General features: G+C 73.6%; 12 protein-coding genes. 7 read left to right on the top strand and 5 right to left on the bottom strand.

All coding sequences use genetic code 11. The features are described from left to right. The first annotated feature begins 23 nt into the window (after positions 1–23). The gene (locus ACGFIM_RS34195; RefSeq protein ID WP_393209140.1) at positions 24–1,046 is read left to right on the top strand and encodes an ABC transporter permease; all 1,023 of its coding nucleotides are present in this window, start codon (positions 24–26) and stop codon (positions 1,044–1,046) included. Here the strand turns inward: ACGFIM_RS34195 and ACGFIM_RS34190 are convergent. After that, complete coding sequence (locus tag ACGFIM_RS34190) at positions 1,041–2,375, bottom strand: PP2C family protein-serine/threonine phosphatase (RefSeq protein WP_393209137.1); 1,335 nt, start codon at positions 2,373–2,375, stop codon at positions 1,041–1,043. The genes ACGFIM_RS34195 and ACGFIM_RS34190 overlap by 6 nt on opposite strands. A 145-nt stretch (positions 2,376–2,520) precedes the next feature. On the opposite strand from ACGFIM_RS34190, the gene ACGFIM_RS34185 reads away from it, so the two are divergent. After that, on the top strand, positions 2,521–3,810 hold the full coding sequence (locus tag ACGFIM_RS34185; RefSeq protein ID WP_393209134.1) for an acyltransferase family protein: 1,290 nt from the start codon (positions 2,521–2,523) through the stop codon (positions 3,808–3,810). Here the strand turns inward: ACGFIM_RS34185 and ACGFIM_RS34180 are convergent. Together ACGFIM_RS34180 and ACGFIM_RS34175 are read right to left on the bottom strand one after the other, a co-directional pair. After that, entirely contained in the window at positions 3,794–4,522 is a 729-nt protein-coding gene (locus ACGFIM_RS34180; RefSeq protein WP_393209131.1) for a hypothetical protein, read from the bottom strand. The two genes, ACGFIM_RS34185 and ACGFIM_RS34180, sit on opposite strands and share 17 nt — an antisense overlap. Continuing rightward, complete coding sequence (locus ACGFIM_RS34175; protein ID WP_393209128.1) at positions 4,509–5,021, bottom strand: SigE family RNA polymerase sigma factor; 513 nt, start codon at positions 5,019–5,021, stop codon at positions 4,509–4,511. The genes ACGFIM_RS34180 and ACGFIM_RS34175 overlap by 14 nt, the downstream gene beginning before the upstream one ends. A 118-nt stretch (positions 5,022–5,139) precedes the next feature. Between ACGFIM_RS34175 and ACGFIM_RS34170 the strand changes: the two genes are divergently transcribed. Beyond that, positions 5,140–5,997, top strand: a complete 858-nt coding sequence (locus ACGFIM_RS34170; RefSeq protein WP_393209125.1) for a hypothetical protein — start codon at positions 5,140–5,142, stop codon at positions 5,995–5,997. A 173-nt stretch (positions 5,998–6,170) separates the two neighbouring features. On the opposite strand, the gene ACGFIM_RS34165 is transcribed toward ACGFIM_RS34170, so the two are convergent. Further along, on the bottom strand, positions 6,171–8,270 hold the full coding sequence (locus ACGFIM_RS34165) for an MMPL family transporter (protein ID WP_393209122.1): 2,100 nt from the start codon (positions 8,268–8,270) through the stop codon (positions 6,171–6,173). A 77-nt stretch (positions 8,271–8,347) separates the two neighbouring features. Here ACGFIM_RS34165 and ACGFIM_RS34160 point away from each other — a divergent pair, with 77 nt between their 5' ends. Beyond that, positions 8,348–8,821, top strand: a complete 474-nt coding sequence (locus ACGFIM_RS34160; RefSeq protein WP_393209119.1) for a MarR family winged helix-turn-helix transcriptional regulator — start codon at positions 8,348–8,350, stop codon at positions 8,819–8,821. 102 nt (positions 8,822–8,923) lie between these two features. On the opposite strand, the gene ACGFIM_RS34155 is transcribed toward ACGFIM_RS34160, so the two are convergent. Beyond that, entirely contained in the window at positions 8,924–10,117 is a 1,194-nt protein-coding gene (locus ACGFIM_RS34155; protein WP_393209116.1) for an OmpA family protein, read from the bottom strand. 157 nt (positions 10,118–10,274) lie between these two features. Between ACGFIM_RS34155 and ACGFIM_RS34150 the strand changes: the two genes are divergently transcribed. Genes ACGFIM_RS34150 through ACGFIM_RS34140 form a run of 3 tightly spaced genes read left to right on the top strand, consistent with a single transcriptional unit; the run spans position 10,275 to position 15,008 of the window. Then, positions 10,275–11,417 carry a glutamate--cysteine ligase gene (locus tag ACGFIM_RS34150; protein WP_393209113.1) on the top strand — a complete coding sequence of 381 codons (1,143 nt, stop codon included), beginning with the start codon at positions 10,275–10,277 and terminating at the stop codon, positions 11,415–11,417. 10 nt (positions 11,418–11,427) lie between these two features. Then, complete coding sequence (locus ACGFIM_RS34145) at positions 11,428–13,215, top strand: N-acetylglutaminylglutamine amidotransferase (RefSeq protein WP_393209110.1); 1,788 nt, start codon at positions 11,428–11,430, stop codon at positions 13,213–13,215. Continuing rightward, positions 13,191–15,008 (top strand): S9 family peptidase, encoded by a 1,818-nt coding sequence (locus ACGFIM_RS34140; protein ID WP_393209107.1) that lies wholly within the window; start codon positions 13,191–13,193, stop codon positions 15,006–15,008. The genes ACGFIM_RS34145 and ACGFIM_RS34140 overlap by 25 nt, the downstream gene beginning before the upstream one ends. The last annotated feature ends 2 nt before the right edge of the window (positions 15,009–15,010 follow it).

Genomic DNA, 15,010 nt, shown 5'->3' with positions numbered 1-15,010 from the left:
CCGTCCGCGCCTAGCGTGAGCGCATGGACGACCGGATACGCCATCACTGGGCGGCCTTCAAGGAGTCGCCGTTCGTGCCCGCGGCCGTGCTCGTCCTCATCGTGTCCGCGGGCGCGGGGCTGTTCGCCGGGTCCTACACGTACGCCATGGCGGACCCCACCCCGCACCGGGTCCCGGTCGCCGTGGTCGGGGTGACCCACGAGACCGTGCGCGGTGAGGCGTTCGCCGCCGGGATGGAGCAGGCGCTGGACGCCTCGCTCGACCTGACCTATCAGCCGTCACTGCAGGAAGCCCGGCGGCTGGTGGAGGAGCAGCGGGTCTTCGGCATCCTCGAGGTCCACGGCTCGGACGTCAGGCTGAACGTCGCGGGCGCCGCGGGCGCGTCGGTCGCGCAGCTGCTCACCGAGGCCGCGCCCCAGGTGGCCGCCCGCATCGGCGTACGGCTGACCGTGCGCGACATCAAGCCGCTGCAGCGCGGCGACCCGCGCGGCCTCGCGCTGTTCTACATCACGCTGGCCGCCGTGGTCATGGGGTTCATCGGCGCCGTCCAGCTCAGCGTGCACGCATCGGCGCTGTCGCCCTGGGAACGCATCGCGGCCACCGCGGCGTACGCGGGGCTCGGCGGGCTGTCCATCGTGGCCGCCGTCGACTGGGTGCTCGGCGCGCTGGACCTGCCGGTGCCGGAGTCGTGGTTCATCCTGGCGCTGACCATGTTCACGTCGGGCATGGTGTTCACGATGTTCAACACCCTCGTCGGGCGCTGGGCCATGGTGCCCACCTGGGGGTTGATGGTGCTGCTCGGCAACCCGTCGTCGGGCGGCGCGGTGTCGTGGCCGCTGCTGCCGTCGCCGCTCGGCACGATCGGCCGCTGGCTGCCACCGGGCGCCTCGGTCAACGCCCAGCACACCGCCGTCTACTTCAGCGGCCATCAGCGGCTGACGCCGTTCCTGGTGCTGGCGATCTGGGCGCTGGGCTCGATGGCGGTCTTCCTCCGCTACCGCGAGCGGCACCCGGGCGTGGGCCGGCGGCCCCGTACCGGCTCATGACCGCAGCGACACGGGCTCGTCGAGGCGCAGCGCGAGCAGGGCGACGTCGTCGCCGAACCGGTCGCCGCGGTGCGCGAGCAGCCGGTCGGCCATCTCCTCGAGGGACAGATCGCACAGCGCGGAGGCGGCGGCCGCGAGGTCGGCCATGCCCTTGTCGATCACCTCCGCGGGCTCCTCGACCAGGCCGTCGGTGTAGAACAGCAGGGTCGAGTGCGAGGGCAGGATCCGCGTGTGGTCGGGGCGCGGCAGCTCGGGTGCGACGCCGAGCGGGTGGCCGCCCTCGGCCCGCAGGTAGGAGGCGGTGCCGTCCTCGGTGACCAGCAGCGGCGGCGGGTGCCCCGCGCTGGACCAGCGCAGCAGCCACTCGCGGTCGCCGTGCTCCTCCAGGCGGGCCAGCAGCACGGTCGCCATCGGCCCGCCGTGCAAGGCGTGCAGCACCTCGTCCAGGCGGTCGAGGATGCGCGAGGGCGGGCTGCACTGCTCCCAGGCGATGACGCGGAGCATGTTGCTGATCTGGCTCATGACGACCGCCGAGCGCACGTCGTGGCCCATGACGTCGCCGACCACCAGGCAGGCCACGCCGTCGGGCAGCATGACGACGTCGTACCAGTCGCCTCCGATGGGCGGGACCGCGCTGGAGGGGCGGTAGCGGGCGCACGCCCGCAGGCCGTGCATGTCGGGCAGATGGGGCAGCAGGCTGCGCTGGAAGGTCTCGGCGCTGCGGCGCAGGCGCTCGTACAGGCGGGCGTTCTCGATGGCCACGCCGGCCGCGCTGGCCAGGGCCGCGATGAGGCGCTCGTCGTCGCCGGTGAACGGGCCGCCGCCGCGCTTGTCGGCGAAGTACATGTTGCCGTACACGGTGCCGCGCACCAGGACGGGCACGCCCAGCAGGCTGTGCATCACCGGATGGCCGGTCGGGTAGCCGCGGAAGGCGGGATGGGCGGTCACGTCGTCCACCCGCATGGGGTGGCGGCGGGAGACCAGCTCGGCCAGCAGACCGTGCGCGGTGGGCATGCGGCCGATGGCGTCGGCGACGCCGTCGTCCACCCCGTACGTGACGAGGTCGGTGAACTCGCCGTTCTCGTCGAGCACGCCGAGCGCGCCGTAGCGGGCGTCCACCAGGCCGGCCGAGACCTCCACGATGGTGTGCAGCGCCTGGGTCAGCTCCAGCTCCGAGCTGATCGCCAGAATGGCGTCGAGCAGCCGCTCCATCCGGCCGTGCGGCTCCTGGATCCGCCGCGGCCCCGCCCCCGTCGGCTGGACGCTCTCGGGGCCGAGCGTGCCCAGATCGTCGCCGTACGCCACGTTCTCGCGCTCCTGCTCGCTCACCTCCACCTCCCCCGGGACGCTTCGCCACCCTCATGCCCAACCGCCCTGGCATGACACCTGGTCAGCGGGGGTGCGCGGCGCGAGGCCGCACCCGCATTCCGTTGACTTTCAGCGCTTACTCAGGTTGACCCTTTAGCGTTATGGGATGGTTACCAACCTGGCCGCCGAGAAAGGCAGCGGCCTGCAGAGGCATACGCAAGCGCCCGAAGCCCGGCAGACCTGGCTCGACGCGCTCCGCGGCCTGGCCGTGCTCGCCGTGCTCTTCGAGCACCTGCTGGACGCGCTGTTCCCCGAGGTCCGTACGACCGTCAGCCCGTGGTTCGACTTCGGGCAGTACGGCGTGATGGTGTTCTTCCTCATCAGCGGGTACGTGGTGCCCGCCTCGCTGGAACGGCGGGGCAGTGTCACCGGCTTCTGGGCGGGGCGGTTGTTCCGCCTCTACCCGCTGTGGATCCTGGTGGCGTGCGCGGGGACCCTCTTCGCGCTGGTGCCCGTCTACTGGGAGCTGCCCGAGCAGGTGGCCGGGCACCCCGTCGCGGGAGCACTCGCCCACCTGACCATGCTGCAGGACTTCCTCCAGGTGCCCAGCGTCGTCAACGTGTTCTGGACGCTGTCGTACGAGATGGTGTTCTACCTGCTGGTGACCGCGCTCTTCCTGCTCGGGCGGGGCCGCCCGCGCACCCTTCGCGTGCTCGCCGTGGCCGTGGCGGGCGTGCTGGCCGGCGGGCTGCTGCCCGCGGGCGCGCTGTCGGCCGCGCTGGGTCTCGAGGCGACCGTGTTCGCCGTCACCGCCGTGGGCGTGCTGGCGCTTGCCGCCGTCCTCGCCGGCGGTCCCCGCCTGCGCCTCGCCGGGGCCGGCGCCATGACCGTGCTGGCGGTCGTGCTGCTGTGCGTCAACAGCCGCATCGGGGCCTGGCAGAGCATCGCCATCCTGGCCACCATGTTCGCCGGGACCGCGCTCTACCGGCTCGACCACGGCCAGCTCAGGCGCGGCGTGGCACGCTGGGTGATCGGGCTGGTGCCCGCCGCGTCCATCGCCGCCGCCGTCTGGTACGGCCCCGGCTGGGGCATGCCGGACGACGAGGCGATGGCGTTCCGGTGGAGCTGGTCGGCGGCCGTGGCGGCGGCCTGGCTGACGTTCCTGGCCTGCCGTCTGCTCCGCTCGTACGCGATGCCGCGCCCCTTCGTCCGGCTCGGCCTCATCAGCTACTCCGTCTACCTGGTGCACCCCCTCTGGGTTCAGGTGCTGCGGCGGCTGGTCCCCGACCCCGGGCCGGTGCCGCTGCCCGCCCGCATCGGCTACGGGCTGGTGGTGGGCTGCACGGTGGTGGGATCGGCCGCCCTGACCTACCGGTACGTCGAGCGGCCCGCCCACGCCTTCGGCCGCCGCCTCCGTACCAGGTCCGCGGACCGGGCGGTCAGAGCGTCGAGCTGAGCCCTTCGGCGATCTTCCACATCTCGGCCTTGACCTTCGCCATGCTCCCGAGGTCCGCCACGTACCCGGGGCTGATGAAGATCTCCGCCCACTGCCGCTCGGCGAGCTGCACGATCAGCGTCGGCGTGCCGTCGGTGCCGTCCACGCCGACCTCCTGGACGACGTAGTAGCCGGTGCGGCCGCCGACGGTGACGTCCTCGCCCTCCTTCTCGGCGCGCATCGTCTGGATCTCGTCGGTGATCTGCACGACGGCGTCGTCCTCGTACACGTAGAGCTGGACGCAGTAACCGCCGTGCTCGTCGCCTGCGTAGTCGTAGGAGGTGGAGTAGCTGTCGCCGAGGTCGACCGACCAGTTCTTCCACCGCAGGCCCTCGGGCAGGTAGCCCACCTTGACGTGTCCGAACTCCCGCCCGTCGCCCAGGTCCCCGAGGTCCGGCACTTTGGACGGCTCTCGCGGGACGTCGTCGATGGGCGGCGGCTCCGGCGCGGGAGTGACCGTGACCCGGTCGGGGTACGTGGCCACGGACCCCGCGGCCACGTACCCGGCGGGCACGGCCGCGGCCGCCACCGCCAGGGCCGCCGCTGCGAGCCTGAGCCGTCTCCGCCGCTTCCCGGCGCCGGCGACCACCCGCTCCAGCAGATCGGGCGCGGCGTGCAGGCCGGCGGTCTCCTCGGCCATGGCCTGGCGGAGCGCGTCCTCAAGCGTGGGCATTTCTGATCACTCCTTCCAGTTCCTCGTCGCCGAACGCCGCACGCAGCTTCGCCATCGCCTTCGACGCCTGGCTCTTCACCGTCCCGACAGAGCAGCCCAGCACCTCGGCCGTCTGCTGCTCGCTCAGGTCCTCCCAGTAGCGCAGCACGATCACCGCGCGCTGCCTGGGCGGCAGCGCGCGCAGCGCCTCCATGAGCACGTGCCGCAGGTCGGCGTCCGTGGCGCGGGCCGCCCGCTCCGGCGGGCTGTGCACGGGCACGATGCTGAGGATCGCCCGGCGGCGGGCGCGGCTGATGGAGAGGTTGATGATGGCGCGGCGCACGTAGGGCTCGGGGCTGTCGTGGCGGACCCGGTCCCAGTTCCGGTACGTACGCTCCAGCGCGGTCTGCAGCACGTCCTCGGCCTCCGTCGCATCGCCGCAGGCGAGGTACGCGACGCGCAGCAGGCTCGTGGCGCGTGCGGCCACGAACGCGCCGAAGTCGTGCTCCGCGCCGCTCACGATCGTCTTTCCACTGTCACGCCCTCTAGTACGCCTGGGCCGCGAGCCGCGTTGCCCGGTGGCCCCCGATCCTCTCGCAGGCAACTCCCGGGCGGGCCCGGGCGTATAGGAGGGCGTGATGAGACGTATGAGAACGATCGCCCGCGTGGTGACCGCCGCCGGTGCGGGGCTCGCCCTCCTGGCCGCGCCTGCCGCCGCCGCGCCGCCCGAGGGGACCTACTGGCGCACCCGCATCATCATGGAGTGGACGCATTCGCTCAGGTTCGGTACGAAGGCGCACCCGTACCGGCTCTCCGAACGGCTGGCCGCCGAGCGGTGGGCCACGCGTGACGGCCGGTTCTGGTCCGGCAGCCGGAACCTGGGGGCGCGGCCGGCCGGCCCCGCCGACGAGAAGGCGTGGCGGCGGGACGGCTCCCCCACCACATGGAACAGGTCGATCGACGGCAGGACCGTCAAGCTGTCCGCCGGGCCCGCCCCCGGGCACGTCGTCCCGGAGCGGAACAAGAAGCGGTTCGTTCTGGCGGGGCAGCTGCTGACGTACGACGAGGTGCAGCGCCTGCCCGCCGACCCCCGGCGCCTGAAGGCCTGGCTCAACCAGGCCGCGCGGGTCCGGAAGATCCCTGAGAAGGACCTCGACTCCTGGGTCCGGAACGACGTGCGCCGCCTCATGTTCGACCTGCCCGTCCCCAAGGAGGTCCGCGCCGGGGCGTACCGGCTGCTGCGCACGCTGCCCGGCATGCGCGCCGCGGGCCAGGCCGAGGACGCGCTCGGCCGCACCGGCGCCGCCGTCGTCTGGACCTGGGCCGAGGGCGGGAGCTCGGGCACGGAACGGTTCATCGTCGACACCGCGCGGATGGTGCTGCTGTCGCACGAGAACATCAGGAAGGACGGCGCGCGGCCGGCCGACAGGACGACCACGACGCTGGTCGAGGCCGGCTGGACCGATACGCCGCCGGCGGCACCCGCGCTCCCTTGACTTCTCCGCGCGAGGCAGCCCCGCAGACGGCTCGGGCGTAGAGGAGGGCGTGATGAGACGTAGGAGAACCTTGGTCCGCGGCCCGGGCCGGCAAGGTCAAGGGAAGCGCCATGACCTCATGGCTCACCGCGTCGCTGATCACCGTGTGCCGGCGGCAGTACCGCCGCAGCCGGTCAGTGGCCCCGGGCCGGTGACGGCTCGGCGTCCGGCAGCGGCTCGCGCGCCCGGCCCAGCCCGCTCGGCCACCAGGCGCGCCCGCCGAGGTCGCGGACGAGCGCGGGCACCAGCAGCGACCGCACCACGAGCGTGTCGAGCAGCACGCCGAAGGCGACGATGAACGCGGTTTGCACGAGGAACGTCAGCGGGATCACGACCAGCGCGGCGAAGGTGGCGGCGAGGACGACCCCGGCCGAGGTGATCACCCCGCCGGTGCTGACCAGGCCGCGCAGCACGCCCTGGCGGGGCCCGTGCGCCTGGGTCTCCTCGCGGACCCTGGACATGAGGAAGATGTTGTAGTCCACGCCCAGGGCGACCAGGAAGACGAACCCGTACAGCGGCACGGACGCGTCGCTGCCGGTGAAGCCCAGCAGGTGCTCGAAGACGAGCATCGAGACGCCGAGCGTGGCCAGGAAGTTCAGCGCCACGGTGGCGACCAGCAGCAGCGGCATGGCCAGGGAGCGCAGCAGCACGATGAGGATCAGCAGGATGATCACCAGCACGACCGGGACGATGAGCAGCGTGTCCTTCCGTGCGGTGTCGGTGGTGTCCACCTGCTGGGCGCTGTAGCCGCCGACCAGCACGCCGTCCTCGGCGTGCAGCGCGTCGCGCAGCCGCTTGACGGTCTCCTTCGCCGGCTCGCTGTCGGGCTCGTCGCGCAGCGTGGCCTCGATGAGCACCGTGCCGTCCACCACCTTCGCCTCGCCGCCCGGCCGGCCGGTGGCGCTGACCGGCGCGGCGTCGAAGACGCCCTCGACGGCCTTGGCCTTGTCCGTCACGGCGGCGGCGCGCTCGGCGGGCGCGACGATGACGGCGGGCTGGCCGGAGCCGCCGGGGAAGTGCTCGCTCAGCGCCGCCTGCGCGGCCACGGAGGGCGCGTCGTTGACGAACGTCTCGGCGAGCGGCACGCCCCTGGCGTTGAGCTGGGGCGCGAAGAGCGCGAGCGCGGCGAGCGGCAGGACGGACGCGACCCAGACCAGGCGGGGCCTGCGGTCGATGAGCCCGGCCACGCGGTCCCAGATGCCGCGCGCGCCGGCCTCGCCCTGGCGCGGCTTGGCCGGCCACAGGGCGGCGCGGCCCAGCAGCACGAGCGTCGCGGGCAGGAAGGTGAGCGCGCTGAGCGCCGCGCAGGCGATGCCGATCGCGCCGACGGGGCCGAGCGCGCGGTTGTTGGTCAGGTTGCTGAGCAGGAGGGCGAGCAGCCCGAGCGCCACGGTGGCGGCGCTGGCCAGGATGGGCTCGATCGAGCGGCGCAGCGCGACGCGGCCGGCGGCGTAGCGGTCGCGTCCCGCGGCCAGCTCCTCGCGGAAGCGGGCGGTGAGCAGCAGCGCGTAGTCGGTGGCCGCGCCGATGACGAGGATGGACAGGATGCCCTGCACCTGGCCGTCCACGCGGACGATGTCGCGGTCGGCGAGGAAGTAGACCACGGCGCAGGCCAGCCCGAGCGCGAAGACCGCGCCGGAGATGATGACCAGCGGCAGCAGCACGCTGCGGTAGACGGCGAGCAGGATGACCAGGACGGTGACCAGCGCGACGGCGAGCAGCAGGCCGTCGATGCCGGCGAAGGCGTCGCCGAGGTCGGCCCTGGTGGCGGCGGGCCCGCCGAGGTGCGTGGTCAGGCCTTCGACGGGGACGGCCGCGCGGATGCGCTCCAGTACGTCGCCGAGCTCGCCGCTGCCGATGTCGGGGCTGAGCTGCACGATGCCGCGCAGCGCCCGCTTGTCGTCGGAGGGGAAGGCTGGGGTGGGGCTGCCGACGACGCCGGGGGCGCCGCGCAGCCCGGCGAGCGCGCCGGTGGCCGCCGCCGTCTGCTCGGGGGTGATCTCGCCGCCGCCGGAGGTCCAGATGACGATGACCGGTTGCGCGGCTCCCTGCCGGAACTTCTCCTGGACGTCCAGAACGCGTGTGGACTCGGCGCTCTGGGGCAGGAAGGCGGCCTGGTCGTTCGTGGCCACCTCGGTGAGCTTGCCAGCGAACGGTCCGAGCCCGCCCCCCACGGCCAGCCAGGCCAGCACGAGAAGTGCCGGGACGAGCCAGCGGATCGATCGCCGCGCCATGGCGGTCACCCTTTCGTCACGCCTCGTAGCTCAATCAGTAAGAGTCTCAATGATTGAGCTAATGTAGCATGGACGCCATGAGCGGCGGCGAGGGGGACGGCGAGGGAGACCTCGACCTGCAGTCCTTCGCGACCCGGCTGCGCCGGATGACCGCCGAGTTCAACCGCATCGCCCACGAGTTCGCGCAGGCGCAGGGCCTGCACACGACCGACGTGCAGGCGCTCATCATGATCTTCGACGCGCCGGGTCCCATCACGCCGGGCCGGCTGCGCGAGGAGCTCAACCTCACCTCCGGCGCGGTCACCGCCTGCCTCGACCGGCTGGAGCGGGCCGGCCACATCCGCCGGGTGCGCGACGCGCACGACCGGCGCGTCGTCCACCTCCACTACCGCGAGGCGGCCCAGGAGCTGGCCGCCGCGTTCTTCCGTCCCCTGGCGGAGGGCACCGAGCGGGCGCTGAGCCGCTTCAGCCCCGCCGAGCTGCGCACCGTCGCCGCGTTCCTCGACACGATGAACGAGGAGCTCGGCGCCCTCCGCTCGGCCCCTCGCTGACGCGCCCCCGCCCCGCCGCCGGACCCGCACCGCGCCTGACGCCCGCCGCCAGGCCTCCGCGTCCCGTCCCGGCCGGCCGCCGTCGGGAGTGTCCCGCCGGGTTCAGGTCGCGGTCGAGACCACGACGCGGCGGTTCTTCGCGCGGCCCTCGGGATCGTCCGAGCCGTCGCGCTTGGTGTTCGGCGCGACCGGCTTGCTCTCGCCGTAGCCCCGCGCCTTCAGCCGCGACCTGTCCAGGCCACCCTCGGTGGCCAGCCAGTCCACCACCGCCCGCGCCCTCCGCTCCGACAGCGCCTGGTTGTGGTCGTCCGAGCCCTTGGCGTCGGTGTGGCCGTCCACGTTGATCACGGCGTCATCGGCCGCCTTCTTCGCGATCTCGCGGGCCACGCGCTTCAGCTCGGCCTTCGCGGCGGGCTTGATCGTGGCGCTGTCGAAGTCGAACAGCACGTCCGCCTTGATGCTGAACGCGATCGAGTCCTCCCCTTCGAGCGCGTCGCTCGCGCCCGCCTCGTACGCCTTGAGCTCGGCCGAGGGGATCTCCACGGCCGGCACGTCGACCGCGGGCACCTCGACGGCGGGGATGTCGATCTCCGGGATGCACTCGTTCTTGTCGTTGCAGGCCTCCCGGCGCCAGACGGAGCGCCGGTAGAGCGACGGCCGGTAGAGGGAGGGCCGGTACACCGACGACCGGAAGACGCTGGGCACGAAGCCGCCGTCCTTGGGCACGACCTGGCACTCCTCAGGCGCCGACCGGCCTTCCTGGCGCCTGGCCTCCTCCCGATCACCGTCCACGTGCACCGGGTCGAGCTCGATGTCGCCCACCTTCACCCCGGGGATATCGACCGGCGGGATCTCCACGGCGGGGATCTCCACCGGCGGGATCGACGCCTTGCCGAGGCACCCGCCGGGAGCGGGCGCGATCTCGGTGCACTGGGCGGGGACGCGCTGCGCGGGGATGTCGACGCCGGGGATGGTGACGGAGGGCACCGTGACGCCGTCGATCACGACCTCGGGGATGACCACGGGGTCGGTGCGCACGGCGGGGATCTCCACCGCCGGGATCAGCTCCCCATGGGGGCAGCTCGTCGGCTCCGCCGCGGGCGTGCCCGACGCCGCGGGCGTGCCCGACGCCGCGGGCGTGCCGGGCGGCTGCGGGGTTCCAGGAGGCGCGGCGGCGCTCGTCGCCGGAGAACCGGTGACCGCCGGCTTGTCATCAAGGCTCACCATGCCGAGCGGCGCGCCGCACCCCGACAGCACCATCGCGAGAAGTGACGCCACGAGCACAGCTTTCGCCATGCGGAATCCTCCCCCGTACACCAGGTGATCCATGATCGCGGGCAGGAGATCCACCGCCCGACTGCGCATTATCTCCTCACCTCACACATTCATGTGCATTTGCCCGTTCTGCGGGGAGTGGAGAGGTCCGCAGGTTTCTGAGCAAGAGGTGATGGACGTGGACAGTGACGAGGGCGCGATCCGGGTGGGAGTGGAGGAGGAGTTCCACGTCGTCGATCTCCGCACCCGCCGCCTGACCGCGCGGGCCGAGCTGCTCCTGGAGTCGCTGCCGCCGGAGAGCTTCACGCAGGAGCTGCAGCGTTCGACCGTGGAGTCCAACAGCGCGCCGTTCATGAGCCTGGACGACCTGGCGCGCGACCTGGGCGGGCTGCGCAGGCGGCTGGTCGGGGAGGCGGACGCGGTGGAGCTGGGCATCGTCGCGGCGGGCAGCGCCCCGCTGGTCGAACGGCGCGAGCAGAAGGTGTCGCAGGAGCCGCGTTACGAGCAGATGCTGAGCGACTACCAGCAGCTCACCCGGGACCAGCTCATCTGCGGCACACACGTGCACGCCGAGGTGCGCGACCCCGATCTCGCGGTCGCGGTAGCGCACCGGCTGACGCCGTGGGTCCCGCCGCTGCTCGCGCTGTCGGCCAGCTCGCCCTATTGGGACGGCGAGGACACCGGGTACGCGAGCTACCGCAGCCGGGTCTGGCAGCGCTGGCCCACGGCCGGCCCGATCGACAAGTACGACTCGGCCGCCGAGTACGACGACATGGTCAACGAGCTGATCAAGACCGGCGTGATCACCGACCCGGGGATGATCTACTCCGACATCCGGCCGTCGCAGCACGTGCCCACGGTGGAGCTGCGCATCTGCGACTCCTGCCCGCGTGTGGAGGACATCGTGCTGATCGCCGGGTTGTTCCGCGCGATGGTGGCGAGGGAGCTCGAGGAGATCCGGCAGGGCGTGGAGCGTACGGTGCAGCTCACGGCGGTGCGCGCGGCCTCCTGGCAGGCGGCGCGCTCGGGCCTGGAGGGCGAGCTGATCGACCCGGTGAACGGCGTGCCGCGCCCCGCGCCGGTGGTGATCAGGCGGCTGGTGGAGGGCCTGCGCCCGCAGCTCGAACGGGCGGGCGACGCGGGCCTGGTGTCGTCCCTGGTCGAGCGGGCGCTGGCCAGGGGCAGCTCGGCGGAGCGGCAGCGGCGCGCGTTCGCCCGGCGGGGGCGGCTCGCCGACGTGGTGGACCTGCTGCTGGCGGAGACCCGGGCGTGCGGGTGGGACCGGCAGGGCGATCCGCCCGCCTACCGGTCGGCATCGTGAACGGCCTCCCATGTGCGGGCTGAGCGGCGAGATCCGCTTCGACGGCGGGCAGGCCGACATCGGGGCGGTCGGGAGGATGGCGGAGGCGATGCACGCGCGCGGCCCCGACGGCTCGGGCCTGTGGTCACGCGGCCCGGTCGCGCTCGGACACCGCCGGCTGAAGATCATCGACCTGTCGGACAAGGCGGCGCAGCCGATGGTGGACGCCGAGCTGGGCCTTGCGGTGGTGTTCAACGGCTGCCTGTACAACCACGCCGAGCTGCGGCGGGAGCTGCGCGGCGCGGGCTACCGGTTCACCTCCGCCTCGGACACGGAGGTGCTGGTGAAGGCGTTCCACCGGTGGGGCCCGCGCTGCGTGGAGCGCTTCAAGGGCATGTTCGCCTTCGCCGTGCACGAACGCGCGACCGGCCGTCTCGTGCTGGGCCGCGACCGGCTCGGCATCAAGCCGATGTACGTCGCCGGGGGCGGCGGGCGGCTGCGCTTCGCCTCGTCGCTGCCCGCCCTGCTGGCCGCCGGGGGCGTGGACACCGGCATCGACCCGGTGGCGCTGCACCACTACATGACGTTCCACTCGCTGGTGCCCGGCGAGCGCACGATCCTGGCGGGCGTGCGCAAACTGCCGGCGGCCACCGTACGGGTGATCGAGCCGGACGGCGCGAGCGCCGATCACCGCTACTGGGACCCGCCGCACACCCGCGCCGCGCTCCCCGAGGCGGCCGGGCCGACCGCGGCCGAGTGGCGGGAGGCGATCCTGGACGCGCTGCGCGCGGCCGTGCGCAGGAGGATGGTCGCGGACATGCCGGTGGGCGTGCTGCTGTCGGGCGGGCTGGACTCCAGCCTCATCGTGGCGCTGCTGGCCGAGGAGGAGCCGGAGCCGCCGGTCACGTTCAGCATCGGGTTCGAGGCGGCGGGCGGCGAGCAGGGCGACGAGTTCGCCTACTCCGACCTGGTCGCGGGCCGCTTCCGTACCGATCACCACCGCATCCGCATCCCTGGCACGCGCCTGCTCGACGGTCTGGCGGGCGCGGTGCGCGCGATGAGCGAGCCGATGGTCAGCCACGACTGCGTGGCGTTCTACCTGCTCGCGCAGGAGGTCGCCGAGCACGTCAAGGTCGTGCAGTCGGGTCAGGGCGCCGACGAGGTGTTCGCGGGTTACCGCTGGTTCCCGCCGCTGGCCGGCGTGCCCAGGGCCGAGGCCGCCGCCGTGTACGAGCGCGCGTTCTTCGACCGCCCGCACGAGGGGCTGGCCGCGCTGCTGGAGCCGGACCGCCTGCTCGATCACGACGCGAGCGGCGCATTCGTCCGCGACCACCTGGCCAGGCCGGGCGCGGACACCGCGCTCGACGCCGTGCTCCGCCTGGAGACCACCGCCATGCTGGTGGACGACCCGGTCAAGCGGGTGGACAACATGACGATGGCCCACGGGCTGGAGGCGCGCACCCCGTTCCTGGACCACGAGCTGGTCGAGCTGGCCGCGGCCTGCCCCGCCGAGCTGAAGCTGGCGCACGGCGGCAAGGGCGTGCTCAAGGACGCCGCGCGGCGGCTGCTGCCTGAAGCGGTCGTCGACCGGCCGAAGGGGTACTTCCCCGTGCCCGCGATCCGGCACGTGCACGGCGCGCTGCTCGATCTCCTCCGCGACGCGCTGACCTGCAGGGCCGCCCGCGAGCGCGGCCTGTTCCGCCGCGACCGGGTGGACCGGCTGCTCGCCGATCCCGAGCGGGACAGGACGCCGACGGGCGTGAACACGTTGTGGCAGCTCGGCCTGCTGGAGCTGTGGCTGCAGACCCACGGGCTGTGATGGCGCGGCCGGGTGACGACGCGCTGACCGCGTGGACCTGCCACGCGCCCGCGCTCGCCCCCGGCGACGGCGCGGTGGCGTACGTCAGCGACCAGGACGGCGCGCCCCGCGTGTGGATCAGGCCCCTGCGCGGCGCCGGCGAGCCGTGGGCGGTCCCCACCGGGCCGCAGCCGGTGGTGGACGTGCGCTGGTCACCGGCGGGGACGCACCTCGCCGTGCAGGTCGCGCCGGGCGGCGGCGAGCACACCCAGGTGTGGGCCGTCCAGCCGCACGGCGGCGACCTGCGCATGCTGGCCGCGCCCTCCGGCGGCTCGGCCGTGCCGGTGCGCTGGACCGGGCGCGGCGAGACGCTGCTCGTCACCGAGACGGCTGCGGACGGCGTGTCCAGGGCCGTGCTCGTGGACGCCGTCGCCGGCGCCCGCCAGGTGATCGCCGCGGGACCGCTGCTGCGGCCGGTCGCCGTCAGCCGCGACCACGCGAGGATGCTGCTGCGGCGCGGGCCGCGCGGCCACCGCCGCATGTACGTGGTGGACCTGGTGTCGGAGGCGCTCGGCGCGCACGAGCCGAGCAACGAGCGTCCGCTGCTGCCCGGCCTGCCGGGCAGCACCGACGACGGCGCGCTCTCCCCCGACGGCGGGACCGCCTACCTGGTGTCGGACGCGGGACGCGACCGCGCCGCACTGCTCGCCGTCCACCAGGGGGCCGAGGCCGAGGTGCTGGCCGAGCGGCCGGACGCCGAGCTGGACGCCTTCGCGCTCAGCGCGGACGGCCGCCGCGCGCTGCTCGTGTGGAACGCGCACGGACGCTCCGAGCTGGACGTCCTGGACCTGGAACACGGCCGGCTCGAGCACCTGCCGCCGCCGCCCGCCGACGTCGTCACCTCGGCGAGGATCGGCTGGGAGGGCGACCTGGCCGCGCTGGCCGCCGAGAGCCCGCAGGAGCCGTCCCACGTGCTGCTGTGCGACCTCGATCACGGCGGCTACCGGCACGTCGCGGGCGCGGGCCGGCTGCCCGCGGCGATCGGGGCCGAGCCGGTGCGCTTCACCGCCCGCGACGGGATGGAGATCGCGGCCTGGCTCTACCGGCCGCCGCACGCGCAGGGCCCCGCGCCGTTCGCGATCTTCCTGCACGGCGGGCCCGAGGACCAGGAGCGGCCCGCGTTCAACCCGCTCTACCAGGGGCTGCTGGCCGCCGGGATCGGGGTGCTCGCTCCGAACGTGCGCGGCTCGGGCGGCTACGGGCGGGCCTTCCGCCAGGCCGACGACCGCGAGCTGCGCTTCCACGCGATCGACGACGTGGCCGACTGCGCGGCCGGGCTGGCCCGCATCGGCGCGGGCGACCCGTCCAGGCTGGCCTGCATGGGCTGGTCGTACGGCGGCTACCTGACCCTCGCCGCGCTCGTCACGCACCCGCGCCTGTTCCGTGCGGGCGTGACCGTGAGCGGCATCGCCGACTTCGAGACCTTCTACGCCCGCACCGAGCCGTGGATCGCCGCCGCGGCCGTCCCCGAATACGGCCATCCGGAGGCGGACCGGCGGCTGCTGCGCGCGCTGTCGCCGCTGCGCTCGCTCGGCAGGCTGGCCGCTCCCCTGCTGGTGGTGCACGGGGCGCAGGACACCAACGTGCCGCTGTACGAGGCCGAGCAGGTGATCGCCGCGGCCGCGGCGCTCGGCCTGCCGTGCGAGCACCTGATCTTCGGCGACGAGGGTCACGAGATCCGGCGGACGGCCAACCGGGCGGCCTTCGTCACCAGGGTCGTGGCGTTCCTGTCGGCCCACCTCAACCCCCGGTGACG

Source organism: Nonomuraea sp. NPDC049309 (assembly GCF_043196965.1).
In the GTDB taxonomy this organism is placed as follows: Bacteria; Actinomycetota; Actinomycetes; order Streptosporangiales; family Streptosporangiaceae; genus Nonomuraea; species Nonomuraea fastidiosa.
Note: the sequence above shows the minus strand (reverse complement) of the source record. Positions and strands in the feature narration are given on the sequence as shown.